The 23,556-nt window shown below is 66.8% G+C and carries 20 protein-coding genes and 1 pseudogene; 8 read left to right on the top strand and 13 right to left on the bottom strand.

Annotation, left to right across the window (positions count from 1 at the left end):
• Positions 1–154 precede the first annotated feature (154 nt).
• From AC1DK4_RS14680 to AC1DK4_RS14695, 4 genes are all read right to left on the bottom strand, one after another.
• Positions 155–1,372: a cation:proton antiporter gene (locus AC1DK4_RS14680; protein WP_441612482.1), complete on the bottom strand. Its 1,218-nt coding sequence runs from the start codon at positions 1,370–1,372 to the stop codon at positions 155–157.
• Between the two features lie 108 nt (positions 1,373–1,480).
• Positions 1,481–2,074, bottom strand: a complete 594-nt coding sequence (locus tag AC1DK4_RS14685) for a peroxidase-related enzyme (protein WP_441612483.1) — start codon at positions 2,072–2,074, stop codon at positions 1,481–1,483.
• 130 nt (positions 2,075–2,204) lie between these two features.
• Positions 2,205–3,974 (bottom strand): lipid A export permease/ATP-binding protein MsbA, encoded by a 1,770-nt coding sequence (msbA, locus tag AC1DK4_RS14690; protein WP_441612484.1) that lies wholly within the window; start codon positions 3,972–3,974, stop codon positions 2,205–2,207.
• Entirely contained in the window at positions 3,971–5,203 is a 1,233-nt protein-coding gene (locus tag AC1DK4_RS14695; RefSeq protein WP_441612486.1) for an O-antigen ligase family protein, read from the bottom strand. The genes msbA and AC1DK4_RS14695 overlap by 4 nt, the downstream gene beginning before the upstream one ends.
• 32 nt (positions 5,204–5,235) lie before the next feature.
• Here AC1DK4_RS14695 and AC1DK4_RS14700 point away from each other — a divergent pair, with 32 nt between their 5' ends.
• The gene (locus AC1DK4_RS14700) at positions 5,236–6,003 is read left to right on the top strand and encodes a glycosyltransferase family 2 protein (RefSeq protein ID WP_441612488.1); all 768 of its coding nucleotides are present in this window, start codon (positions 5,236–5,238) and stop codon (positions 6,001–6,003) included.
• Here AC1DK4_RS14700 and AC1DK4_RS14705 read toward each other — a convergent pair.
• Together AC1DK4_RS14705 and AC1DK4_RS14710 are read right to left on the bottom strand one after the other, a co-directional pair.
• The gene (locus AC1DK4_RS14705; protein ID WP_441612489.1) at positions 5,951–7,207 is read right to left on the bottom strand and encodes a glycosyltransferase; all 1,257 of its coding nucleotides are present in this window, start codon (positions 7,205–7,207) and stop codon (positions 5,951–5,953) included. The genes AC1DK4_RS14700 and AC1DK4_RS14705 overlap by 53 nt on opposite strands.
• A 59-nt stretch (positions 7,208–7,266) precedes the next feature.
• Positions 7,267–10,678 (bottom strand): annotated as a pseudogene (locus tag AC1DK4_RS14710) (DNA polymerase III subunit alpha).
• Between the two features lie 182 nt (positions 10,679–10,860).
• On the opposite strand from AC1DK4_RS14710, the gene AC1DK4_RS14715 reads away from it, so the two are divergent.
• Positions 10,861–11,706, top strand: a complete 846-nt coding sequence (locus AC1DK4_RS14715; RefSeq protein ID WP_441612491.1) for a sulfurtransferase — start codon at positions 10,861–10,863, stop codon at positions 11,704–11,706.
• A gap of 34 nt (positions 11,707–11,740) precedes the next feature.
• Here the strand turns inward: AC1DK4_RS14715 and AC1DK4_RS14720 are convergent, their stop codons facing one another.
• From AC1DK4_RS14720 to rpsP, 5 genes are all read right to left on the bottom strand, one after another.
• The gene (locus tag AC1DK4_RS14720) at positions 11,741–12,421 is read right to left on the bottom strand and encodes a CoA pyrophosphatase (protein ID WP_441612493.1); all 681 of its coding nucleotides are present in this window, start codon (positions 12,419–12,421) and stop codon (positions 11,741–11,743) included.
• A 142-nt stretch (positions 12,422–12,563) separates the two neighbouring features.
• Entirely contained in the window at positions 12,564–12,959 is a 396-nt protein-coding gene (rplS, locus tag AC1DK4_RS14725; protein ID WP_441612494.1) for a 50S ribosomal protein L19, read from the bottom strand.
• 75 nt (positions 12,960–13,034) lie between these two features.
• The gene (trmD, locus tag AC1DK4_RS14730; RefSeq protein ID WP_441612495.1) at positions 13,035–13,829 is read right to left on the bottom strand and encodes a tRNA (guanosine(37)-N1)-methyltransferase TrmD; all 795 of its coding nucleotides are present in this window, start codon (positions 13,827–13,829) and stop codon (positions 13,035–13,037) included.
• 55 nt (positions 13,830–13,884) lie between these two features.
• Positions 13,885–14,472: a ribosome maturation factor RimM gene (gene rimM / locus AC1DK4_RS14735; protein ID WP_441612727.1), complete on the bottom strand. Its 588-nt coding sequence runs from the start codon at positions 14,470–14,472 to the stop codon at positions 13,885–13,887.
• Positions 14,473–14,632: 160 nt separating this feature from the next.
• On the bottom strand, positions 14,633–14,887 hold the full coding sequence (gene rpsP / locus AC1DK4_RS14740; RefSeq protein ID WP_441612496.1) for a 30S ribosomal protein S16: 255 nt from the start codon (positions 14,885–14,887) through the stop codon (positions 14,633–14,635).
• 144 nt (positions 14,888–15,031) lie between these two features.
• Between rpsP and AC1DK4_RS14745 the strand changes: the two genes are divergently transcribed.
• The 5 genes from AC1DK4_RS14745 to AC1DK4_RS14765 all read left to right on the top strand — a co-directional run bounded on the left by AC1DK4_RS14745 (position 15,032) and on the right by AC1DK4_RS14765 (position 19,749).
• Positions 15,032–16,168, top strand: coding sequence for a PQQ-dependent sugar dehydrogenase (locus AC1DK4_RS14745; RefSeq protein WP_441612497.1), 1,137 nt, complete (start codon positions 15,032–15,034; stop codon positions 16,166–16,168).
• Positions 16,169–16,347: 179 nt separating this feature from the next.
• Positions 16,348–16,755 (top strand): hypothetical protein, encoded by a 408-nt coding sequence (locus AC1DK4_RS14750; protein ID WP_441612498.1) that lies wholly within the window; start codon positions 16,348–16,350, stop codon positions 16,753–16,755.
• 256 nt (positions 16,756–17,011) lie between these two features.
• On the top strand, positions 17,012–17,503 hold the full coding sequence (locus AC1DK4_RS14755) for a TM2 domain-containing protein (RefSeq protein WP_441612499.1): 492 nt from the start codon (positions 17,012–17,014) through the stop codon (positions 17,501–17,503).
• A gap of 27 nt (positions 17,504–17,530) precedes the next feature.
• Complete coding sequence (locus AC1DK4_RS14760; RefSeq protein ID WP_441612500.1) at positions 17,531–18,442, top strand: LysR family transcriptional regulator; 912 nt, start codon at positions 17,531–17,533, stop codon at positions 18,440–18,442.
• Positions 18,443–18,666: 224 nt separating this feature from the next.
• Positions 18,667–19,749, top strand: coding sequence for a PA0069 family radical SAM protein (locus AC1DK4_RS14765; protein ID WP_441612501.1), 1,083 nt, complete (start codon positions 18,667–18,669; stop codon positions 19,747–19,749).
• Between the two features lie 14 nt (positions 19,750–19,763).
• On the opposite strand, the gene AC1DK4_RS14770 is transcribed toward AC1DK4_RS14765, so the two are convergent.
• Positions 19,764–20,267, bottom strand: coding sequence for an Lrp/AsnC ligand binding domain-containing protein (locus tag AC1DK4_RS14770; protein ID WP_441612502.1), 504 nt, complete (start codon positions 20,265–20,267; stop codon positions 19,764–19,766).
• A 109-nt stretch (positions 20,268–20,376) separates the two neighbouring features.
• On the opposite strand from AC1DK4_RS14770, the gene AC1DK4_RS14775 reads away from it, so the two are divergent.
• The gene (locus AC1DK4_RS14775; protein ID WP_441612503.1) at positions 20,377–21,681 is read left to right on the top strand and encodes a D-amino acid dehydrogenase; all 1,305 of its coding nucleotides are present in this window, start codon (positions 20,377–20,379) and stop codon (positions 21,679–21,681) included.
• 67 nt (positions 21,682–21,748) lie between these two features.
• Here AC1DK4_RS14775 and AC1DK4_RS14780 read toward each other — a convergent pair whose 3' ends face one another.
• A complete protein-coding gene (locus AC1DK4_RS14780; protein ID WP_441612504.1) occupies positions 21,749–23,533 on the bottom strand; it encodes an acyl-CoA dehydrogenase in 1,785 nt (594 codons plus the stop codon).
• Positions 23,534–23,556: the final 23 nt, after the last annotated feature.

Here is a 23,556-nt window from a genome sequence, read left to right on the forward strand (position 1 = left end):
TAGTGGCTGCACGCTGATGGTCTGGCAGGATCCGCGGCGCGTGACGCTGGCTCACGCCCATTGCGAAAAGCACTGCACACCGGGCATCTACGAGCAGGCGTGGCCGGTCTTGTTCGATCCGCGCAGCGGCGCCTGCGCCGAGATCAGGTAGCGCTCAGGCAGCGCCGCGCAGACGGGAGGCGGCGCGCGTCAGCGGCTTGGCCAGCACGGTGGTGGCAAGCGCCATCAGCAGCAGGCCGGAGAACGCCGTGGTGCCGATCAGGCCGGCCTCGAACAGGATGCCCAGCACCACCACTTCCATCAGGCCCTTGGTCTGTACCAGCGCGCCCAGCATCCATGCCTCGCGCGGCGCAAGGCCAGCCATGCGCGCCGGCAGCGCGGTGCCAGCCACCTTGCCGAGCACGGCGACCAGCGTGCTGAGCCCGAACACCAGCAGGGTCTCGCGGCCGCCGATGGCGATATCGGTGCGCAGCCCCGTCATCAGGAAAAAGAACGGCAGCAATACCACCACGGTGGTGGGTTCAAGCTGGCGCCGCAGATCGGCGGCCGCATCGCGCGGCAGCACCACGCCGGCCAGGAAGCCGCCGAGGATGTAGTGCAGGCCGATCGCTTCGGATACCAGCGCGGAGGCGAAGATCAGCACCGCGACCAGGGCCAGGCGCGCATCGTTGGCGTTCATGCGCGCGAGCAGGCGCGCCAGGGCCGGCCGCACCAGCCAGAGCATGGCGCCGACATACAGCGCGCCGAACAGCGCCAGGCGCAGGAAATCGCCGGCGGAGGAGCGGCCCGCGCTGGCGAGGATGGCCGACAGCACCAGCCAGATGGCAGCATCGCTGAAGGCCGAACAGCCCAGCGCCAGCTGGCCGGGAACGGAATCGGAGAGCTTCATCTCGCGCAGGATGGCGCCCAGCACCGGCAGCGCGGTCACCGCCATCGAAACGCCTACCGCCACGGCGAACTGCCAGGGCGAGGCCGCATGCCCGGCCACCGCCGGCGCGGCATGCACCAGCCACGCGCCGGCCGCCGTGCCGAGCACGAACGGCACCAGCACGCTGCCCAGCGCCGCCGCCGTGGCGATGCGCCGCATCCCCTGCTGCCCGGCACCGCCGATATGCAGGCCGGAAAGAAAAGCGAACAGCACCACCGCCAGCCACTGCAGGCCCGACAGCGCGGACAGCTGCGCCGGGCCGAACAGCATCTGCCAGCCCTGCGGCCACAGCGCGCCCAATAGCGAGGGCCCGAGCAGGATGCCACCCACGATCTGCATGGCCACCAGCGGCACGATGCTGCCAATGCGCAATCCGCGCCACAGGACGAAGGGCGTGCCTACCACCAGGCAGGCCTGGGCAAAGAAAAGCGAGACGGGATTCAAGATGGAGACGCCGTGCCGGCCGGGCGGGCGGGAAGAGAGGATTGAACGGGTGGAAAACGCAGCGAGGGCAGGAGGCGGCGCATGCGCGGCCTCCTGTGTGAACGGTCCCTATTTTGCCTTCGGCACCCGCCCCATCAGATAGAACTCGTCATTGGGCCGCATGCCGATGGTGTTGGCCATGCGGTTGGACAGGCCGAAGAACGCCGTGATGGCGGCGATGTCCCAGGCGTCCTCGTCGCTGAAGCCGTGATCGCGCAGCGCAGCGAAATCGGCATCGGAGACATCGCGGGAGTCCTGGCAGACCTTGAGCGCGAAATCCAGCATGGCGCGCTGGCGCGGCGTGATGTCGGCCTTGCGGTAGTTGACCGCGACCTGGTCGGCCAGCGCCGGCTTCTTCTCGTAGATGCGCAGGATGGCGCCATGTGCCACCACGCAGTAAAGGCACTGGTTGGCGCCCGAGGTCGCCACCACGATCATCTCGCGCTCGCCCTTGCTCAGCCCGCCCTCCTTGAGCATCAGTGCGTCGTGGTAGGCAAAGAATGCGCGGAACTCGTCGGGCCGGTGCGCCAGCGTGAGGAAGACATTGGGCACGAAGCCAGCCTTGTCCTGGACTTCCAGGATGCGCGCGCGGATATCTTCCGGCAGGTCCGCCAGGGCGGGAACGGGATAGCGGCTGATCGGCGGTGCGTCGGGCTTGCTCATGTCTTCCTCTGCGCTGTGGTTTGCATGCCATTCTAGCGAAGTTGGCGCCCGCACCCGCGCACCGCGGCGAAACGATGTGGCGCGGGAGGCGGATGCCTCCCGGCCCGGCCGGCGCAATGGCGCGCCGCGCCTAGTGCGTGGCGAACTGGATGCGGTGCAGCCCGGCGTACAGCCCCTCGGCCGACAGCAGTTCCTCGTGGCTGCCGTGCTCCGCCACGCGCCCGTGATCGAGCACCACGATGCGGTCGGCGTTCTCGATGGTGGAAAGGCGGTGCGCGATCACCAGCGTCGTGCGGCCGACCATCAAGGCCTCCAGCGCGGCCTGGACCTGGCGCTCCGATTCCGAGTCCAGCGCGGAGGTCGCCTCGTCGAGGATCAGGATCGGCGCGTCCTTGTAGATCGCGCGCGCGATCGCCAGACGCTGGCGCTGGCCGCCGGACAGCTTCATGCCGTTGTCGCCGATATTGGTTTCGAGACCCTGCGGCAGGCCCTTGACCATATCGGTCAGGTAGGCGGCCGCCAGCGCGCGCTCGACACGGGCAATATCGATGTCCGCCTCCGTATGCACGCCATAGGCGACATTGGCGGCCACGGTGCCGTTGAACAGCACCACGTCCTGGCTGACGAAGGCGATCTGGTTGCGCAGGTCCTTCAGCGCGAACACGTCGATCGACTGCCCGTCGAGCAGGATGCGGCCTTCGGTCGGATCGAAGAAGCGCGGCACCAGGTTGACCAGGGTGGTCTTGCCGCTGCCGGACGGCCCCACCAGCGCCACCACTTCGCCGGCACTGACGTGGAAGCCGACCTTGTCCAGCGCCGGCCTGCCCGCGTCGCCGTAGCGGAAGCTCACCTTCTCGAACACCAGGTCGCCGCGCGCGCGCGCCAGCGGCAGGCCGCCTTCCTGGCGCTCGACCGGCTCGTCGATCAGGCCGAAGATCATCTCGGCCGCGGTCAGGCCCCGCTGCAGCGGCTGGTTGAGGTCGGTCAGGTGCTTGAGCGGCGAGATCAGCAGCAGCATGGCCATCACGAAGCCGGTGAAGCTGCCTACCGTGGTCTGGTTCGACTGCGACTGGATCATCGCGATGGTCAGGATCACCGACAGCGCCAGCGACGCCAGGAAGGCCGTGACCGGCTGGTTCAGCCCGCCCGCCACCGCCATGCGCATCGAATAGCCGCGCAGGCGCTCGGCCATGGCGGCGAAGCGCGAGGTCTCGTACTGCTCGCCGCCATGCAGCTTGACCACCTTGTAGCCGCCCACGGCTTCCTCGACCACATAGGCCGCACTGTTGGTCAGGGCCTGGTGGTCACGGTTGAGCCGGCGCAGGCGCCGGTTGACCTTGGACATGACGAAGCCGATCACCGGCAGGATCACCGCCACCACCAGCGTCAGCCGCCAGTTGGTGTAGAACAGGTAGACCAGCAGCGCCAGCACCGTCAGCGAATCGCGCACCAGCGTGATCAGCACGCCCGTCAGGATCTGCATGACCTGGTTGACCTCGAAGATCACCGCGTTGATCAGCGAGGCCGCGGTATTGCGGTGGAAGAACAGCGCCGGCGCATGCAGCATGCGCTCGAACATCTGCATGCGCATCTTCAGCAACACGCGGTTGGAGATCAGGCTCAGCAGGTAGCCCGAAGCGAACTGCGCCACGCCGCGGATCAGCGCCACCCCGGTCAGCAGCGCCGGCACGTGCCAGAGCTTGCCCACGTAGGCGCCGCCGAACCCCTTGTCGAGCAGGTCGTTGACGACCTTCGGGATCAGGCCTTCCGCGCCCGCCACCACCGCCATCGCGATGATGGCGACGACGAAGATGCGCATCTCCGGGCGCAGATAGGCCCAGACGCGCTTCAGGGTATCGGCCTCGCGGCCTTGCGGGGCATTATTTTCTCGAACGTTCACAGCTTCTCCGCCCCGTCGGTGCGGGGATATTTTGTTTGTACCGCGGCCAGGCCCAGCAGGAGTCCGATGACGCCCGCATAGAAGACGATATTTGCCTGGTGCGCCATGGTCACCTGCGTCAGGCCACTGATCAGGCTGGCCAGGACCACGCCGATGCCGGAAGCGCTCAGGCTCACGCCAAGGGTGTTGGCATTGCGGCAGCAGATGCGCAGCAACCGCCAGAACAGGAAACCGGGCACCAGGAACAGCCCCAGGAGGGCCAGCAGGCCAGGCATGCCGGTGGTGGCAGCCGCCTCGAGCACGTCGTTGTGGGCGTGCTCGAGAATGCAGACGTCGGACGCATTGTGGGCCTTGCAGAAGGCCGAGCCCTTGGGGATCCGCGCAAACTGCCCGATGCCCACGCCGAGCCACGGATGCAGCCGGATCGAATCCACCGCGAGTTCCCATGTCTTGAGCCGGGCGCCAACCGAAGTCTCGGTATTCCCGTTCTGGAACTGCTCCAATTGCCCACGCACGAGATCCACCCGCTGCGCGACCGGGCTATTGGGAACGAGATATAGCCCCGCGGCCAGCGCGACGATCAGCGCCACCGCGCCGAAGAATCTCGCCGGCTTCATGCTCGGGTAGCGCACGAACAGCAATGGCACCATCGTGACGGCCAGCGCCAGCCAGGCGCCGCGCGTGCCGTTGACGATCAGTACGGCAGCCGCCAGTGCCAGGTTGAGCCAGGCGATCAGGTGCGCCCTGCGGTTGTCACCCGGACGCACGAAGCCGATCAGTCCCAGCGCGGCAACCATGTTGCCGAAGGCAATGGCCTGGGTCCAGGCCGACGGCCGCGGATCGTTGAGCACCCAGCGCTGGAACAGTACAAGCACAAGGCTTGCCGCCAGCGCCACGGTGATCCCGCCCCAGATGCGCTGCGGGTCGGGCGCGGTTCTCAGCACGACCAGGCAGGTCAGCAGCAGCAGCAGGATCCTGGATGGGTTGTCGATCACGTTCCACGGCACGCCGAAGTAGAGCTTCGATGCCAGGAACACAAGCACGGCGGCTAGAATAGCGAGCCCGAGCGGATAGAGCGTGGCGCGATACTGCGCCCATGTGCTCCCCATGCCACGGTAGCCCAGCAGCCCGAGCACCACGATGCCCGCGAGGAAGATGCCGGCACCCTTGGGCACGCAAAGCAGCAGGATCGGGAATGCCAGGACCAGCGCATTGGCGATGGAGGTCACTTTTCCCGCACGAAACACCATAGACAAGCCCTATGAAAATCTCAGTCGTACTGATTACAAAAAACGAGGCACACAATATCCGGGCCTGCCTGGAAAGCGTGTCCTGGTGCGACCGCGCGATTATAGTGGATTCGGGTAGCCAGGACGGCACCGTGGAGCTGGCCCGCAGCCTGGGCGCCGAGGTCTTCGAAAGCGCGCACTGGCCGGGCTTCGGCGCGCAAAAAAACCTGGCTGTCTCCAAGGCCGACACCGAGTGGGTCCTCTCCCTCGATGCCGACGAACGGGTCACCCCCGAGCTGCGCGACGAAATCCTGGCGGCGGTGGCGTCCGGCCAGGCCAATGCCTACGAAATGCCGCGCCTGTCGCGCTTTTGCGGCCGCTTCATCCGTCACGGCGGCTGGTACCCCGACTACGTCACACGGTTGTTCCGGCGCGGCCGTGCCCGCTTTACCGACGACCTGGTGCATGAGCGCGTGGTCGCCGATGGCCCGGTAGGAAAACTGGCCTCGCCGCTGCTGCACTATACCTACGACGATTTCTCGCAGGTGCTGCGCAAGGTCGACCAGTACTCCACGCTTGGCGCGCAGCAGGGCTTCGCCCGCGGCAAGTCCGCCTCGCCGGCCAGCGCAGTGCTGCACGGCGTCTGGGCCTTCTTGCGGACCTACCTGATGCGCCGCGGATTTCTCGACGGCGCGCAGGGCCTGGGCGTGGCGCTGATGAACGGTCAGGCCAGCTACTACAAGTACATCAAGCTGTGGTACCTGCGGCAGAAGACGCAGCAGCAGGAGCCGCAGCACTAGGCCCGGCCACCACCGGGTGCGGCGCGCCCAGCAGATCGTCCACGCACGCGCTGAAGGCCGCCGAGGTGGGGCCGAACCCCATCTGCTCGATATGGCTTGCGGCGAACGCCAGCAGCCTGGCCCGCAAGGGCGCATCCTCCAGCCCGCGGCGGATCGCCTCGGCCAGCGCGTGCACGTCGCCGACCGGCGTCAGCAGGCCGGCCTTGCCATCTGCCAGGATCTCGCGCGGCCCCACCGGGCAATCGGTGCTCGCCACCAGCTGGCCCAGCGCCATGGCTTCCAGCAGTACATTGGGCAAGCCTTCCATCTTCGAGCTGAAGGCCATCAGCCGCGCATGGCGGATCCACACATAGGGATTGGCCTGGAAACCGGCAAAAGTGACCCGTTCGCTGATGCCCAGTTCGCGCGCGAGCGTTTCCAGCCGTGCGCGCGATGCCCCTTCGCCCACCAGCACCAGGCGCTCGCACAGGCCGGTGCCACGGACCAGCGCGGCGTAGGCCCGCAACAGCGTGGTGAAATCCTTCTGGCTTTCTTCCAGGCGCCCCACGGAGACGATGTAGGGACGCGCGGGCGGACTGAACGCCGCGCTGCCGAGCGCACGGATCCGGTCCAGGTCGGTGGCGTTGTAGAGCCGGACGAACTTGCCCGCGGCCTCGGGGATCAGCGCGCGCGCGTCGGCCAGCATGCTGTCGTTGAGCACCACGATGCGGTCATAGTGCTCGCGGCACTGGCGCCGCAGCTTGCGCAGCTTGCGGCGGTTCTCGCGCTCCAGGTGCGCCACGCTGAAATGCTGGTAGCCGATCATGGGCACAGGCAGGCGGCCGGTCAGCCGCGACAGCGACATATCGTAGTCGATCACCAGGTCATAGTCGCGCGCGATGCTGCGGAAACGGCGGTTGACCAGCGGCTTGCGCAGCGGCGGCAGCAGCACTTCCTCGTAGATCTTGCCGAGCGGGCCGAGCTTGCCCGCCTTCTTCATCTGCCGGAAATGCGACAGCCAGCGCTCCGGCGCCAGGATATGGATCTTGACGTCCGGCGGCAGCATGGCGCGAAAGTGCGTTTCCAGCGCCTCGGTCGGATAGGTCAGCGTCAATCCCAGCTCGAAGCGCTCCCGGTCCAGCGAAGCCAGCAGCGAAACCAGCGAGGTCTCGATGCCGCCGCGCAGGAAGTGGGTCAGGTGAAAAAGGATGCGTTGCTTGGCCATGCGGGGGCGTGGTTGATCCATGTAATGACGGGCTGGCTGACCGGGCAGGAAGCGGCCGGTCAACCGTACAGCATGCGCACGTTCTCGCCGGAAAGCGCCGTGCGGAAACTGGCAAGCGCATCGTCGGACGGCGTGACCAGCCACTGCCGCCCCAGCTCCGCCTCGCAACGCGCGCCGCTGGTGGCATAACTCACGCGCACGGGCAGGCCCGGCGTGTTCGCCACCGTAGCGAGATAGGGTGTCAGCAGCTCGCGCAGCAGCTCGGTGGAGGCATTGCCGTTGATGGCCAGCCCCACAGCCTCGGCATATTTGGCGCGCGCGGCCACCAGGTCCATCACCGATTCGGCGGTGAAACGCACACCGCCGGTAAAGGTGTCGTGGCGCGCGTTGCCCTGCACGATCACCAGTTCATCATCGCGGAACATGTGACGATTGGCATCGAACAGTTCGTTGAACACGGTCATTTCCACCTGGCCGGTACCGTCGTCGAGCAACACGATCAGCATCTTGCCGCGCTGCGTCATCTGGGTGCGCATGCCCGTGATGACACCGGCGATCACCTTGCCGCGCACATCGCGCCCGTAGCCGCCGCCGTTGCCCTGCACCTCCTTCTCCAGGCCCGCGAGCGTGCCCTTGAGGAAGCGGCCGACCTCGTCGCGGTAGGCATCGAACAGGTGGCCGGAGAAGTAGTAGCCGAGCGCCTGCTTTTCTTCCTGCAGCGTGCGCTTGGCCGGCCAGCGCGGCTCGTCGACCAGTTCGGGGCGGTGCGACTCGCCGGCGTCGGCCATGAGGTCGAACAGCGACACCTGGTTGGCGGACTCGGCCTTCTGCTCGGCGGCTTCCATCGCCCGCGACACCGAAGCCAGCAACTGGCCGCGGTTGTCGTTGAGGCTGTCGAAGGCGCCGGCGCGGATCAGCGCCTCGATGGTGCGGCGGTTGACCTGGCGGCGGTCGACGCGCTCGCAGAAATCGAACAGGTCGGCGAAAGGCCTTTCCTCGCGCGCGCGCAGGATGTCCTCGATGGCGCCCTGGCCCGAGCCCTTGATGCCGCCGAGGCCGTAGCGGATGGTCTTGGCGTCCGTCGGGGCGAAGCGGTACTCGCTGGCGTTGACATCAGGCGGCAGCACCTTCAGCTTGTTGAGCTTGCAGTCCTCGTAGAGGATCTTGACCTTGTCGGTGTCGTCCATGGCGAGCGACATATTGGCCGCCATGAATTCGGCCGGATGGTGCGCCTTAAGCCAGGCCGTGTAGTAGGCCAGCAGCGCATAGGCGGCCGCGTGCGACTTGTTGAAGCCGTAGCCCGCGAACTTTTCCATCAGGTCGAAGGTATCGTCGGCCTTTTCGGCGGTAAGGCCGTTCTTGGCCGCGCCCGCGCGGAACAGCTCGCGGTGCTGGGCCATTTCCTCGGCCTTCTTCTTGCCCATGGCGCGGCGCAGCAAGTCGGCGCCGCCGAGCGAATAGCCGCCGATGATCTGCGCCATCTGCATCACCTGCTCCTGGTAGACCATGATGCCGTAGGTCTCCTTGAGCACCGGCTCGACGCGCGGGTCCGGATATTCCACCTTCTCGCGCCCGTGCTTGCGCGCGCAGAAGCTGGGGATCAGGTCCATCGGGCCCGGGCGGTACAGCGCCACCAGCGCGATGATGTCTTCGAAGCGGTCGGGCTTGGCGTCCTTGAGCATGCCCTGCATGCCGCGGCTTTCCAGCTGGAACACCGCCACCGTGTTGGCCGTCTTGAGGATATCGAAGGCCGGACCATCGCTGAGCGGGATGTGGCTGCAGTTCCAGTCCGCCTTGGACGGATCGAGCCGGCGGATATAGCGCTCGGCCCAGTCCAGGATGGTCAGCGTGGTCAGGCCCAAGAAGTCGAACTTGACCAGGCCGGCGGCCTCGACGTCGTCCTTGTCGTACTGGCTGACCACGCCGCTCATGCCGTCGTTCTGGCCGCCCTGCGTGTACAGCGGGCAGAAGTCGGTGAGCTTGCCGGGGGCGATCAGCACGCAGCGGCTCTTCTTTCTTGGCTTCCTCGATGGTGACCAGCTTGCCGGGCTTGAACGGGATCAGCTTGGCGATGCCGTCGACGAAGCCGTAGCCGAGGTCCAGCACGCGGCCCACGTCGCGCACGGCGGCCTTGGCCGCCATGGTGCCGAAGGTGGCGATCTGCGAGACCGCGTCCTTGCCGTACTTCTCCTTCACGTAGGTGATCACGCGATCGCGCCCGTGCTGGCAGAAGTCGATGTCGAAGTCGGGCATCGAGACCCGTTCCGGGTTCAGGAAACGCTCGAACAGCAGCGCGTACTTGAGCGGGTCCAGGTCGGTGATGCCGAGCGCATAGGCCACCAGCGAGCCGGCGCCGGAGCCCCGCCCCGGGCCCACCGGCACGCCGTTGTTCTTGGCCCAGTTGATAAAGTCCGCCACGATCAGGAAGTAGCCGGGAAAGCCCATCTTGATGATGGTGCCGGTCTCGAACTCCAGCCGCGCGTAGTATTCGGGCCGCCTGGCCTCGCGCTCGGCTTCGTCGGGAAACAGCACCTCCATGCGCTTTTCCAGGCCTTCCTTGGCCAGCTGGACCAGGTAGTCGTCGAGCGACATGCCGTCCGGCGTGGGGAACAGCGGCAGGCGCGGCTTGCCGAGTTCGAGCGTGAGGTTGCAGCGGCGCGCGATCTGCACCGCATTTTCCAGCGCGGAGGGGATGTCGGCGAACAGCGCGCACATCTCGTCCTGCGTCTTGAAGTACTGGTCGGTGGTGAAGCGCCGCGTGCGCCGCGGGTTGGCCAGCAGCTCGCCTTCGGCGATGCAGGTGCGGGCTTCGTGCGCGGTGAAATCGTCGGGCGTCATGAACTGCACCGGATGCGTGGCCACCACGGGCAGGCGCATCCTGGCGGCAAGCTGCACCGCCTGCTGCACATAGGAGTCGGTGCCGGGCTGGCCGGCCCGCTGCAGCTCGATATAGAAGCGCTGCGGGAACACCTTGGCCCAGTGCGCGGCGGCGCGCTCGGCCGCGGCGTCGTTGCCGTTGGCCAGCGCCATGCCGACGTCGCCGCCCATGGCACCGGACAGTGCGATCAGGCCGGTGGCCAGCGGCAGGCCCTCTTCGCCGGCTTCATCGAACCAGCCTGGCTCGATCTCGGCGCGGCCGCGGTGCTGGTTGGACAGCCAGGCGCGCGACAGCAGCATGCACAGGTTGAGGTAGCCGCGCCGGTCCTGCACCAGCAGGAGCAGCCGCGCGGGCTTGTCGCGGTCTTCAGCGTTGGTGAGCCAGACGTCGGCGCCGACCACCGGCTTGACGCCGCCGCCGCGCGCTTCCTTGTAGAAGCGGATCAGGCCGAAGGCGTTGGCCAGGTCGGTCAGGGCGAGCGCGCCCATGCCGTCGGCCGCCGCGGCCTTGACGGCGTCGTCGAGGCGCACGATCCCGTCGACGACGGAGTATTCGGAGTGGAGGCGGAGATGAACGAAGCGAGGTGCAGACATGGGCGTGATTGTACCGGCTCGGCATGCCTGCGCCTGCGTTCTTTGCGCGGGCGCCGCGCGCGCAAGCTTGACCCCCGCGCTGGGAAAAAGCCGGCGCGCGGCCTTTGAGGCGCTATAATTTCGCCTTTCCAATCAGGCAGTTACCGCGCGGTCACAAGGCGCGGGCCGGGCGCGCGCCATTTATGCAGATCGTAAACATCTCCGCTTACAAATTCGTCACGCTGGACGATATCCCGGTCTTGCGCCCGGACATGCGCGCGCGCTGCGAGGCCCTGGACCTCAAGGGCACCATCCTGCTCGCGCCGGAGGGCATCAACATGTTCCTGGCGGGCAGCCGCGACGCCATCGGCGGTTTCATGGACTGGCTGCACGCCGACCCGCGCTTCGCCGACATCGCGCCCAAGGAAAGCCTGTCGGAGACCCAGCCCTTCAAGCGCATGCTGGTGCGCGAGAAGAAGGAAATCATCACCATGAAGATGCCGCTGATCCGCCCCGAGGCCGGGCGCGCGCCGGCGGTACGGCCGGTGGACCTCAAGCGCTGGCTCGACCAGGGCCACGACGATGCTGGCCGCCCGGTAGTGATGCTCGATACCCGCAATGATTTCGAAGTGGCGGTCGGCACCTTCGCGCAGGCGGTGGATTACGACATCGCGAAGTTCAGCGACTTCCCGCCCGCCATCGCCGCGCACAAGGCGGAGCTCGAGGGCAAGACCGTGGTGTCGTTCTGCACCGGSGGCATCCGCTGCGARAAGGCCGCCATCCATATGCAGGAAGCCGGCATCGAACACGTCTACCAGCTCGAGGGCGGCATCCTGAAGTATTTCGAGGAGGTGGGCGGCAGCCACTACGAAGGCGACTGCTTCGTCTTCGACTACCGTACCGCGCTGAATCCGAACCTGGAACCGGCCGGTCCCAGGCAGTGCTTTGCCTGCCGCGCCGTGGTCACCGCCGAGGAGCAGCAGGGCCCGCACTACGTGGTGGGCAAGAGCTGCCCGCATTGCATCGCCGAAAGGCAGGCAGCCGCCTGAACGCAAACGGCTTCAGCACGGCCTGTAGCCAGCTTCAGGCCGCCAGCAGGTGATAGAGGTTGCGCAGCATCCCGGCGGTCGCGCCCCAGATGAAGTGGTGACCGCCGTTTTCGCGCGGAAACGGCATGGCGTAGAAAAGCCGCTCGCCGTCCACCCAGCGGAACAGGCGCTGCTGGTGATGCGAAGGATCCATCAGGAAGCCTAGCGGCACTTCGAACACATCCGCCACCTCGCGCGCATCCGGGCGCAGCGTGAAGCCGCCGCGGACCAGGCCCACCACCGGGCTGACGTGGAAGCCGGTGCCCGTGATGTAGTCCGGCAAGGCGCCCAGCACCTCGACATAGCCGCGCCCCAGCCCCACCTCTTCTTCCGTCTCGCGCAGCGCGGTGGCCACGCGGTCGATATCCGACGCCTCGTGGCGCCCGCCGGGAAAGCTGATCTGCCCGGCATGCGCGCTCAGGTTGGCGTTGCGCTGCGTCAGCAGCACCGTCAGCCCGTCTTCGCGCTCCACCAGCGGCACCAGCACGGCCGCGTCGCGCAGCGCCTTGCTGCGGTCGTAGGCGCGCGATTCGTCAGTCAGCTCGGGAGCCCAGGCCGGCGGCGACTTGAGCCTGTGGCGGATGAAATCAGGCCGCAGGCGCACATCTGGCAGCGCCGGGTGGCGGGTATCGGTGGAAACGACGGGGAGGGATTCGGGATCGAAGGCGGGACGCATATCGGATCGCAGTATGACAGATGCGGGCCAAAGCCGTCTTTGCGCATCGCAACACGACAGTCTGCGCGGCAATGCAAAAAGGGCACCCGAAGGTGCCCTTTTTGCGCAGCCATGGCCGGCGGAACCGGCCACGGCAACCAGCTTACTGGGCGGCCGCTGCCTTGGCGGGGGCTGCCTTGTATGCCAGCTTTTCCTTGATACGCGCCGACTTGCCCGAACGCTGGCGCAGGTAGTACAGCTTGGCGCGACGGACGTCACCGCGGCGCTTCACTTCGATACCGGCGATCAGCGGGGAGTACAGCTGGAACGTACGTTCCACGCCTTCGCCCGAGGAAATCTTGCGCACGATGAAGGACGAGTTCAGGCCGCGGTTGCGCTTGGCAATCACGACGCCTTCGTAGGCCTGCACGCGCTTGCGGTTACCTTCCACCACGTTCACGCTGACGATCACGGTGTCGCCGGGCGCAAATGCGGGGATGGTCTTGTTCGCGGTCAGACGCGCGATTTCGTCTTTCTCGATCAGCTCGATGAGGTTCATCGTTTCTTCTCCTTGTCCATCATGCCAGCGTTGAATGCCCCGGGCATTGCCCGGGCCCCGGCAGAGGATGGGGTTTCACTTGACGGGAGCGAACTCCCGCCCTTCATTCGCCAGCCACGCCGACAGGAATTTCTCGTCGGCACGGCTGAGCAAACCTTCGCTGCGCGCCGCCTCGATCAGGTCGGGGCGCTTCTTCGCAGTATTCGCCAGCGCCTGCTGGCGCCGCCACTTCTCGATCTCGGCGTGATGACCCCCGAGCAGTATCTCGGGCACCCGCACGCCTTCGTACTCTTCAGGCCGCGTGTAATGCGGGCAATCCAGCAGCCCATTGACAAAGCTGTCCTGGACCGCCGACTGCGCATCGCCCAGCACACCGGGCAAATGCCTGACCACCGCGTCGATCACGGCCATCGCCGGCAGTTCGCCGCCCGACAGCACGAAATCGCCGAGGCTGATTTCCTCGTCCACGCGCCGCTCGATCAGGCGCTGGTCGATGGCCTCGTAACGCCCGCACAGCAGCACGAGACCCGGGCGCTGCGCCAGCGACATCACCTTCGCATGCGTCAGCGGCGCGCCCTGCGGCGACATCAGCACCACATGCGGCCGTACCGCCTGCGCCTCCGGCCGCGCGGCCTGCTGGGCCGCGCATGCCGCATCGATAGCGTCCTCGAGCGGCCTGGCCAGCATGACCATGCCAGGGCCGCCGCCATACGGGCGATCGTCGATGGTACGGTAATTGTCGGTGGTGAAATCGCGCGGATTCCAGGTGCGCAGCGCATAACGCTGCTGCTTCGCCGCCCGGCTGGTAATGCCCCAGTCGGTCAGCGCGCGAAACATCTCGGGAAACAGCGTGATCACATCGAACTGCATCCGCCTCTCCCTTTGCCTGCCCACCAGGTCGGGCTCGGCGCCTGTTGCCAGGCGCTCAGTAGTCCAGCCCCCAGTCGACCACCACGCGCCGGGCCTTGATATCGACCGAGCGCAGGAATGCATCGACAAACGGGACCAGGCGCTCGCCCGTCTTGCCGTCGGGCAAGGCATGCGCCACCTGCAGGATCTGGTGAGCCCCGTTGTCGATCAGCCCGGACACTTCGCCCAGCAGCTCGCCCTGTTCGTTGAACACGGCGCAGCCGATCAGATCGACCCAGTAAAACTCGTTCTCGTCCGGCGCGGGAAAATCCTCGCGGCGGATCCATACGCGACGCCCCTTGAGCGCTTCCGAGTGACTGCGATCGGACACGCCGACCGCCTGCGCCACCACGGTACCGCTATGCTCGCGGGATTGCGCGATCTTCACGCACAAGGCATCGGACTGCACGGCGGCAGCCGCACCCAGCACGCCGGACGGCGGCGGCCTGAGCAGCCACCAGCGGCGCGCGTGCAGCAGCGCGCTCGCATCGTCGGCATGCGGCTGGATCTTGACCCAGCCCCGAATCCCGTATGCTGCGCCGATATAGCCGACTTCGACCAGGTCGTCCGGCAACGCGTCGGTATAGGCCAGCGCGGCCGGCAACCCGGTCGCGCCCTGCGGCTTGAGATTCGGCTTTTGCTGGGCCGCCTGCGGCCGCGCCGAGGGTTCGAGCGGCACATTGAGCGGCCGCCGCGCCGGGGCGCCTTGCTTGCGTTCGGTCACTTGTCGTTTGCCACGCGTCGCGAAACGCGCGTCACAACAATCAGGCTGCGGCCTTGGCGGCGTTTTGCTTGACCAGACGGGCAACCGTCGGCGACATCTGCGCGCCAACGCCAGTCCAGTAGGTCAGGCGGTCCTGCACCAGGCGCAGGCCTTCTTCGCTTGCCGAAGCCAGCGGGTTGTAGAAGCCGATGCGCTCGATGAAACGGCCATCACGGCGGTTGCGCGAGTCAGCAGCGACGATGTTGAAGAACGGGCGCTTCTTGCTGCCACCGCGAGCCAGACGGATTACGACCATGGGTTGATTCCTCAGAAAACTTGATGTTCGAACACGAAACGCAAGAGTATAGACCAAATCCCGAGGCCAAACAAACACTTAGAGCGATTGACGCGACACACCGCCACAGGCATCGTGGCGAAAACCCCGACAGGAGAGCGTCGCATGCGTTCCTACCTCCACATTCCCGCCTGCCGCGCCCTGCTGGCGGGCGTGCTCGCCGCTGGCGCGTGCCTTGGCGCTAACGCCAGCAGCACCGCAGCGCAGGCCTTGCCGCTCGACCAGATCAAGCTGCCGCCCGGATTTCGCATCGAAGTGCTCAGCCAGTCGGTGCCGGAGGCGCGCGGCATGACCATGTCGCCGGCCGGCACGCTGTTCGTGGGCACGCGCGGGGAAGGCAAAGTCTACGCCATCAGCAACCCGCTGGCCGGCAGCCCCCAAGTGCGAACGGTGGCCACGGGCCTGACCATGCCAGTTGGCGTCGCCTTCCGGAACGGCGCGCTGTATGCCTCCTCGACCTCGCGCATCGTGCGGCTCGATGACGTGGAAGCCCGGCTGGACAACCCGCCCAGGCCGGTGGTGGTGAGCGACCGCTTTCCCGGCGAAACCCACCACGGCTGGAAATTCATCGCCTTCGGGCCCGACGGCTATCTCTACGTGCCGGTCGGCGCGCCCTGCAATATCTGCGCGCCCGACGAGAACCGCTACGCCAACATCATGAAGATGAAGCCCGACGGCAGCGACCTGCAGGTGGTGGCGCGGGGCGTGCGCAACTCGGTCGGCTTCGACTGGCACCCCGCCACGCGCCAGCTATGGTTTACCGACAACGGCCGCGACTTCCTGGGCGACGACCAGCCCGACGACGAACTCAACCGCCTCACCCGCGCCGGCCAGCATTTCGGCTACCCGTTCTGCCATGCCGGCACCATTGCCGACCCGGAATTCGGCAAGCAGCGCGCCTGCGCGGAATTCGAACCGCCGGTGGCCAGGCTGGGCGCTCATGTGGCCGCGCTCGGCATGCGTTTCTATACGGGCGCGCAATTTCCTGCCGAATATCACAACAATATCTTTATCGCCGAACATGGCAGCTGGAACCGCAGCGAGCGGATCGGCTACCGCATCGCCAGGATCGTGCTGGATGACGCTGGCCAGGTGGTGCGCCAGGAAATCTTCGCGCAGGGCTGGCTGCAGAATGACAAGCCATGGGGCCGTCCGGTCGATGTCCAGGTGGCACCGGACGGCTCGCTGCTCGTCAGCGACGACATGGCGGGCGCGATCTACCGCATCCGCTACGCGCCATGAAAACGGAGGCGGCCCGCGCCTCGCCGGCAGCTGTCGACAGGCGGCAAATTCCCCGGCAGTGGGGACGAAACAATCCGTTACACCGGTAACGGCTTTTGCATAGGCGTGCCGGATGCGCGTGCGTACCATGATTCCATCTACCAATAACATCACCGCGCGACAGGAAACTGGGATTCCGCATGCTCCCCCGCAATCTCCTGCGCGACCCGGTGGCTGGCATCCTGTTGGCCGTCTTCCTGATCGGCCTCAGCCCTGCCGGCCACGCTCAGGTCGCGTTCTGGCAACATAACCGGCCCGAAGGCCGGAACATGACCAATGCGCGCGGGCAACCGAGCCAGGGTGGCTGGGAAATGGCAAGCGTGCGTGCCGAACGGCAGGACCATGTACGCGCCCAGATCGAACGCATGGAAGCGCGCGCCCGCGCGGACGACCGCCTGAACGGCCGCCCGCCGCCCCCCCAGGAACGCGAAGACGAACGCGGCCGCCACCCCGATCGCAATGCGCAGGCCGATGGCGGGCGTGGCGATCAGCGCGGCTCCGGCATGGGCCCGGGTTGGCAGGCCCGTGGCCGGGACGGCAGCCGCTAGGCTGCCAGCACGATATCCACTTCTCGCATCCCCCTCGCATCCCCCTCGCGGCGCTGTCCCGGCTTGGCTTTGGTCGCGCCTCTCGCACGGTTCCCGGGCAGTATCCAAACAGTTCGCAAGCGACGGCGGCAGCGCGCCTGTGCCGCATTGTCCGCGCCGCGTAGCGGCGTACAATGAGCGCCGGCGCCAGCCTGCCTGGCCCTCACCCCGACCCTGTGCCGGCACGCCTTGCCGGCCCTCCACTTCGTAGCTGCCCATGCCTGCCGCCACCCAAGCCCCATCATCTGCCGCCGCGACCGTCACGACATCCCCCGGAAAATCGAAGCTGATCACGGTGGCACTGGCCTTCCTGTTCGGCAGCCTGGGGCTTCACCGCTTCTACCTGGGCGGGTTGCGCGACAAGTTCGGCTGGGCCCATCTGCTGGCGACGCTGGCCGGCGCGATCGGCGTGGCGTCGATGCAGACCGGGGCCGGCTCGCCGGCGCTGAACTGGACCTTCGCGGTGGCCGGCGGCACGTCGGTGATCGCAGCCTTCCTCACGGCCATCGTGTACGGGCTGCGTCCGGACGACAAATGGGACGCCCGCTTCAACCCGCACGGCAAGCCGACGCGCTCCGGCTGGCCAGTCGTGATCCTGGTCATCCTGTCACTGCTGATCGGCACCGGGCTGCTGATGGCCGGCCTCGCCATCAGCTTCCAGACCTTCTTCGAATCCCAGGTCGAGGCGGCCCGCGCCCTCTCGCAATAAGCGCACGGCGCAGCCATTCCGGCGCCAATGCACTTCGACCTGCTCGACATCGCCGTCTTCGTGCGCGCCGCCACGCTGGGCAACCTGTCGGCCGCGGCGCGCGATCTCGGGCTATCCACCTCGTCGGCCAGCAGCAGGCTCGCGCAACTCGAGCAGCAACTGGGGACGCGGCTTCTGCACCGGACCACGCGGCGCATCTCGCTGACCGGCGACGGCCAGCGTTTCCTCGAGCATGCCGGGCAACTGCTCGACACCGCCGACCTCGCGGCGCAAGCGGTGGGCCGAGGCGCCGAAGCCCCGCACGGGCAATTGCGCGTCGCGGTGCCCGCTTCGTTCGGCCGACAGCATGTCTCCCCGGCCATTCCTGCCTTCCTCTCGGCTTATCCGGGACTGTCGCTGGATCTGCGCCTGACCGACCAGGTGATCGACCTGGTCGAGGCCGGCGTCGACGTGGCGCTGCGCATGGGGGCCCTGCCCGATTCGTCGCTGGTGGCGCGGCCGCTGGCGCCGAGCCACCGCGCCATCTGCGCCTCGCCTGCCTACCTTGCCACGCATGGCACGCCGCGACATCCGGAAGACCTGCGCCAGCACAATTGCCTGGTGCTCAGCGACCAGGCCTCATGGCAGTTCGACACGGCGCTCGGCAAGACCGTGGTGGCAGTGAGCGGAAACCTGCGCACGGACAACGGCGAGGTCATCCGCGATGCCATCCTGGCCGGCATGGGGCTGGCGCTCAAGTCGACCTGGGATGTCGGCCCCCACCTGCGCAGCGGCGCGCTGGTCAGCGTGCTGACCGATTATCCCGTGCTGCCGGCAGTTTCGATCTGGGCGGTCTACCCCAGCCGCCGGCAGGTGCCGGCCAAGACCCGCGCGTTCATCGATTTCTTCGCCGCATGTTTCGGCTCTCCGCCCTACTGGGACAGCGAGCCCGCGCAATAGCGCCCCCCGGCGCGAACTGGCCAGGCTGCCCCGCCGCCTGCCGCGATGCCTCAGCCCTGCCATCCCAGACATTGCCTCCTGCCGGCACGCCTGCGTTCACGCCTCGATTCCGTCCGGCTGTCGGACCGCTATGCGCAGGTGCGACCGGGCCTTGGTATTTTGGCGCGACTACTGTATAAATATACAGTATCAACCCAGATTACCTTGGATGCAGGACAGCCCCCGTGCCGAACCGACCCCACCCCATCAGCCCGCTAAAAGGCAGGGCTGCGCGCTCGAATGATGTCAGCCGGTTCGATGCATGGACCCGCGAGCGCGTCGACGATGAATGGCAAGCCGCCGATGAGCCAACGACACCACCGATCCAGACCATTGTCTTCACGGAGAAGGCCAGACGCATCGTCTCGCACAACCAGTCGCCGGACCTGCCCTTCCACGCGTCCATCAACCCCTATCGTGGCTGCGAGCATGGATGCATCTACTGCTACGCGCGGCCCAGCCATGCCTATCTGGGACTTTCGCCTGGCCTCGACTTCGAGACCCGCCTGTACGCGAAGGAAAACGCCGCGGCCCTGCTCGAGGCCGAACTCGGCAGCCGCCGCTACACGCCGTCGGTAATCGCGCTGGGAGTCAATACGGACCCATACCAGCCCATCGAGCGGGGCCTGCGAATCACACGGGGGATCCTGGAGGTGCTGGAGCGCTTCAATCATCCCGTGGCCATCATCACCAAGTCGGGCGTGGTCACCCGCGACATCGATATCCTGCAGCGCATGGCGGCCAGGAACCTGGTGCGCGTCCATGTGTCGGTCACCTCGCTCGACAATGAGATCGCACGCACGCTCGAACCCCGTGCCAGCGCACCGGCGCGCCGCCTGGCCGCGATCGCGGCTCTGCGCGAAGCCGGCATTCCGGTCGGCGTGATTGTGGCGCCCGTGATTCCCGGCCTGACCGACTCCGGGATGGAGGCCATCCTCGAAGCCTGCGCCAAGGCCGGGGCGCGCAGCGCGGCGTACACCCTGCTGCGCCTGCCGCGCGAGGTGGCGGCATTGTTCTCCGAATGGCTGGCCACCTATCATCCGCTGCGCGCGAAGCACGTCGAAAGCCTGGTGGCGCAAATGCGCGGCGGCCAGGCCTACGACTCGCGGTTCGGCGTGCGCATGACGGGCACCGGTATCTTTGCCGAACTCCTGAGCAAGCGTTTCAAGCTGGCATGCCGGCGCTTCGGCCTGAATACCGAGCGCCATGCGCTGACCACCGAACTGTTTTCCCGGGACGGCGCCGCAGCGCAAATGAAACTGTTCTGAACCGCGCCGCGGCTTCAGGCAAGCGGCGCCTTTTCGTCGACCGCGATCGCCAGCGTTTCCTTGATCTCTTCCATCACCACATAGCTCTTGGACTGCGCGGCGCCCGGCAACTGCAGCAGGATATCGCCGAGCAGGCGGCGGTACTCGCCGATCTCGCGGATGCGCGCCTTGATCAGGTAATCGAAGTCGCCCGACACCAGGTGGCATTCGAGCACCTCGGGAATGCGTGATACCTCGCGGCGGAACTGCTCGAACATATTGCCCGACTTGTTGCCGAGCGAGATCTCCACGAAGACCAGCAGGCCGCTGCCCAGCAGCGCGGGATTGAGCCGCGCGTAGTAGCCCATGATGACCCCGTCGCGCTCCATGCGCTTGACCCGCTCGATGCAGGGCGTGATGGTCAGCCCCACGGCTTCCGCAAGCTCCTTCATCGACATGCGGCCATCGGCCTGGAGCAGCGCCAGGATCTTGCGGTCGAGCCGGTCCAGGCTGCGCAGGGGCTGACGACTTGTTCTCATGAGTAAATCCTGTTTCTCTGAAAATTACGATAACTATGACTGCACATATTTCAATAGTATAGAGATAAATACTTTATCTGACTTACTTTCTGGTTGAGAGCCCCCGACTATGCGCGTCCTTGTCCTTGGCAGTGGTGTGATTGGCGTGACGAGCGCCTGGTATCTGGCCCGCGCCGGCCATGAAGTCACCGTGATCGACCGCGAGGCCGCGCCCGCGCTGGGCACCAGTTTTGCCAACGCCGGCCAGATCTCCCCGGGCTATGCCTCGCCTTGGGCCGCGCCGGGCGTGCCGCTCAAGGCCATCAAGTGGATGTTCCAGCAGCATGCTCCGCTCTCCATCCGTCCGGACGGCACCCTGTTCCAGTTGCAATGGATGTGGCAGATGCTGATGAACTGCTCGGCCGAGCGCTACGCCATCAACAAGGAACGCATGGTGCGTCTGGCCGAATACAGCCGCGACTGCATCCGCGCCCTGCGCGCCGATACCGGCATTGCCTACGAAGGACGCCAGCAAGGCACGCTGCAGGTCTTCCGCACCGACGAGCAGCTTGAGGGCGCGGCCAAGGACATCGCCGTGCTCGAACAGGCCGGCGTGCCCTACCAGTTGCTATCGCGCGAGGACCTCGCCGCCAGCGAACCGGCCCTTGCCGCCGTCAGCCAAAAGCTGAGCGGCGGCCTGCGGCTCCCCAATGACGAAACCGGCGACTGCCAGCTCTTCACCACGCAACTCGCGGCCATGGCCGAGAGCCTGGGCGTGCAGTTCCACTACAACCGCTCCATCGACGGCCTGCTCACCAAGGGCGACGCGGTCACCGGCGCCATGGTGGGTGGCCAGCCCGTGATGGCGGACCTGGTGGTGGTAGCGCTGGGCAGCTGGTCGACGCCCTTCGTGAAGAACTTCCTGCCGGGCCTCTCGAACCTGCCGGTCTACCCGCTCAAGGGCTTCTCGATCACCGTGCCGATGACCGATGCAACCCGCAGCCCGGTGTCGACGGTGCTCGACGAAACCTACAAGGTTGCCATTACGCGCTTCGACGACCGTATCCGCGTGGGCGGCATGGCCCAGATCGTCGGCTATGACCGTTCGCTGGACCCGTCCAAGCGCCGCACGCTGGAGCATGTGGTGACCGACCTGTTCCCCGGCGCCGGCGATGTCAGCCGCGCCACGTTCTGGACCGGCCTGCGCCCGATGACGCCGGATGGCACCCCCATCGTCGGCCCGACTCCGCTCAAGGGCCTGTGGCTCAATACCGGGCACGGCACGCTGGGCTGGACCATGGCCTGCGGCTCGGGCAAGCTGCTGTCGGACCTGGTGTCCGGTACCTCGCCCGCCATTCGCGCCGACGACCTGTCGGTGGCACGCTATGTGAAGCAGCCGGGCACGCGCGCCGTGCACCGCCCCGCCGTGGCCTGAGCGATCCGGGCTCGCGCGTAAAAAAAGGCGGCCCCGCGGGGCCGCCTTTTGCTTGCGCACGAACAGGTCAGAACTGCGCTTCGCTCAAGGCATTGACCGGCGCGGCGCCCGCCACGACGGCATCGCGCAAACCCGATGCCTGCGACAGGATGTGCTCGGCGAAGAAATGCGCCGTGGCGATCTTGGCGTCATGGAACGATGCATCCTCGCCGCGCTTTGCCTGTGCCACCAGCATGGCGCGGCCGAGCTGCCAGCCCGAGAACACGATGCCGCACAGCTTGAGGTAAGGCACGCTGCCGGCAAACACGGCGTTGGGATCCGCCTTGGCATTGGACGCCACGAACGCCACCACGGCTTCCAGCGCCGTGCGGCCCTTGGCCAGCTGCGCCTGCACCGCTGCGAACGCCGCGCCATCCTGCTTGCCCAGTGCGGCTTCCGTTTCCGCGATCTGCGCGCAGATGGCACGCGCCACGGCACCGCCGTCGCGCAGGGTCTTGCGGCCGACCAGGTCGTTGGCCTGGATGGCGGTGGTGCCTTCGTAGATCGGCAGGATGCGCGCGTCGCGGTAGTGCTGCGCAGCGCCGGTTTCCTCGATGAAGCCCATGCCTCCGTGGACCTGCACGCCAAGGCTGGTGACATCGATCGACAGCTCCGTGCTCCAGCCCTTGACGATAGGCACCAGGAACTCGTAGAAGGCCTGGCTCTGCTTGCGCACGGCCTCGTCCGGATGCTGGTGCGCCGTGTCGCAAGCGGCCGCGGCAACGTAGGCCACCGAGCGTGCCCCTTCGATCAGCGAGCGCATCGTCATCAGCATGCGCTTGACGTCGGGGTGGTGGATGATGGTGACCGCCTCGCGCGCCGAACCGTCGACCGGGCGGCTCTGCACGCGCTCGCGGGCAAAGGCCACGGCCTGCTGGTAGGCACGCTCGGACACGGCGATACCCTGCATGCCGACCGAGAAGCGCGCCGAGTTCATCATGATGAACATGTACTCGAGGCCGCGGTTCTCTTCGCCCACCAGCGTGCCGATGGCGCCGCCGTGGTCGCCGAACTGCAGCACCGCGGTGGGGCTGGCCTTGATGCCGAGCTTGTGCTCGATCGACACGCAATGCACGTCGTTGCGCGCGCCGTTCGAGCCGTCTTCGTTCACCAGGAACTTGGGCACGATGAACAGCGAGATGCCCTTCACGCCCTCGGGCGCGCTCGGCGTGCGCGCCAGCACGAGATGGACGATGTTCTGTGCCATGTCATGCTCGCCGTAGGTGATGAAGATCTTGGTGCCGAAGACCTTGAACGTGCCGTCGCCCTGCGGCTCGGCGCGCGTGCGCACGGCTGCCAGGTCCGAACCGGCCTGCGGCTCGGTCAGGTTCATGGTGCCGGTCCACTCGCCCGAAATCAGCTTGGGCAGGAAGGTGGCCTTCTGCGCGTCCGTGCCGGCGGTCAGCAAGGCCTCGATGGCGCCGTCGGTCAGCAGCGGGCACAGGGCAAACGAGAGATTGGCCGTATTGAGCATCTCGTTGCACGCGGTGGCGATGACCTTGGGCAGGCCCTGGCCGCCGAATTCCTGCGGATGCAGCACGCCCTGCCAGCCGCCCTCGCCAAACTGGCGGAAGGCCTCCTTGAAGCCGGGCGTGGTCGTGACCACGCCGTCCTTCCAGCTGCTGGGGTCGGTGTCGCCGATGCGGTTGAGCGGCGCCAAGACTTGTTCGTTGAACTTGGCCGCCTCGTCGAGCACCGCCTGCGCCGTCTCCGGCGTGGCGTCCTCGAAGCCGGGCAGCTTGCTGACTGCGTCGAGGCCAGCCAGTTCGTTCATCACGAACAGCATGTCCTTGAGCGGGGCACGGTAGGTCATCGATGTCTCCGATATGTATAAAA

Source organism: Cupriavidus sp. 05N38 (genome assembly GCF_056397345.1).

Bases quoted from the DNA above. Each gene is read 5' to 3' on its own strand.
- trmD (WP_441612495.1), bottom strand. From the start codon at position 13,829: ATGCAGTTCGATGTGATCACGCTGTTTCCCGAGATGTTTCGCGCGCTG.
- AC1DK4_RS14760 (WP_441612500.1), top strand. From the start codon at position 17,531: ATGCACTTCGACCTGCTCGACATCGCCGTCTTCGTGCGCGCCGCCACG.
- AC1DK4_RS14750 (WP_441612498.1), top strand. From the start codon at position 16,348: ATGCTCCCCCGCAATCTCCTGCGCGACCCGGTGGCTGGCATCCTGTTG.
- AC1DK4_RS14705 (WP_441612489.1), bottom strand. From the start codon at position 7,207: ATGGCCAAGCAACGCATCCTTTTTCACCTGACCCACTTCCTGCGCGGC.
- AC1DK4_RS14700 (WP_441612488.1), top strand. From the start codon at position 5,236: ATGAAAATCTCAGTCGTACTGATTACAAAAAACGAGGCACACAATATC.
- AC1DK4_RS14755 (WP_441612499.1), top strand. From the start codon at position 17,012: ATGCCTGCCGCCACCCAAGCCCCATCATCTGCCGCCGCGACCGTCACG.
- AC1DK4_RS14685 (WP_441612483.1), bottom strand. From the start codon at position 2,074: ATGAGCAAGCCCGACGCACCGCCGATCAGCCGCTATCCCGTTCCCGCC.
- AC1DK4_RS14775 (WP_441612503.1), top strand. From the start codon at position 20,377: ATGCGCGTCCTTGTCCTTGGCAGTGGTGTGATTGGCGTGACGAGCGCC.
- AC1DK4_RS14720 (WP_441612493.1), bottom strand. From the start codon at position 12,421: ATGCGTCCCGCCTTCGATCCCGAATCCCTCCCCGTCGTTTCCACCGAT.
- AC1DK4_RS14745 (WP_441612497.1), top strand. From the start codon at position 15,032: ATGCGTTCCTACCTCCACATTCCCGCCTGCCGCGCCCTGCTGGCGGGC.
- rplS (WP_441612494.1), bottom strand. From the start codon at position 12,959: ATGAACCTCATCGAGCTGATCGAGAAAGACGAAATCGCGCGTCTGACC.
- rpsP (WP_441612496.1), bottom strand. From the start codon at position 14,887: ATGGTCGTAATCCGTCTGGCTCGCGGTGGCAGCAAGAAGCGCCCGTTC.
- AC1DK4_RS14780 (WP_441612504.1), bottom strand. From the start codon at position 23,533: ATGACCTACCGTGCCCCGCTCAAGGACATGCTGTTCGTGATGAACGAA.
- AC1DK4_RS14770 (WP_441612502.1), bottom strand. From the start codon at position 20,267: ATGAGAACAAGTCGTCAGCCCCTGCGCAGCCTGGACCGGCTCGACCGC.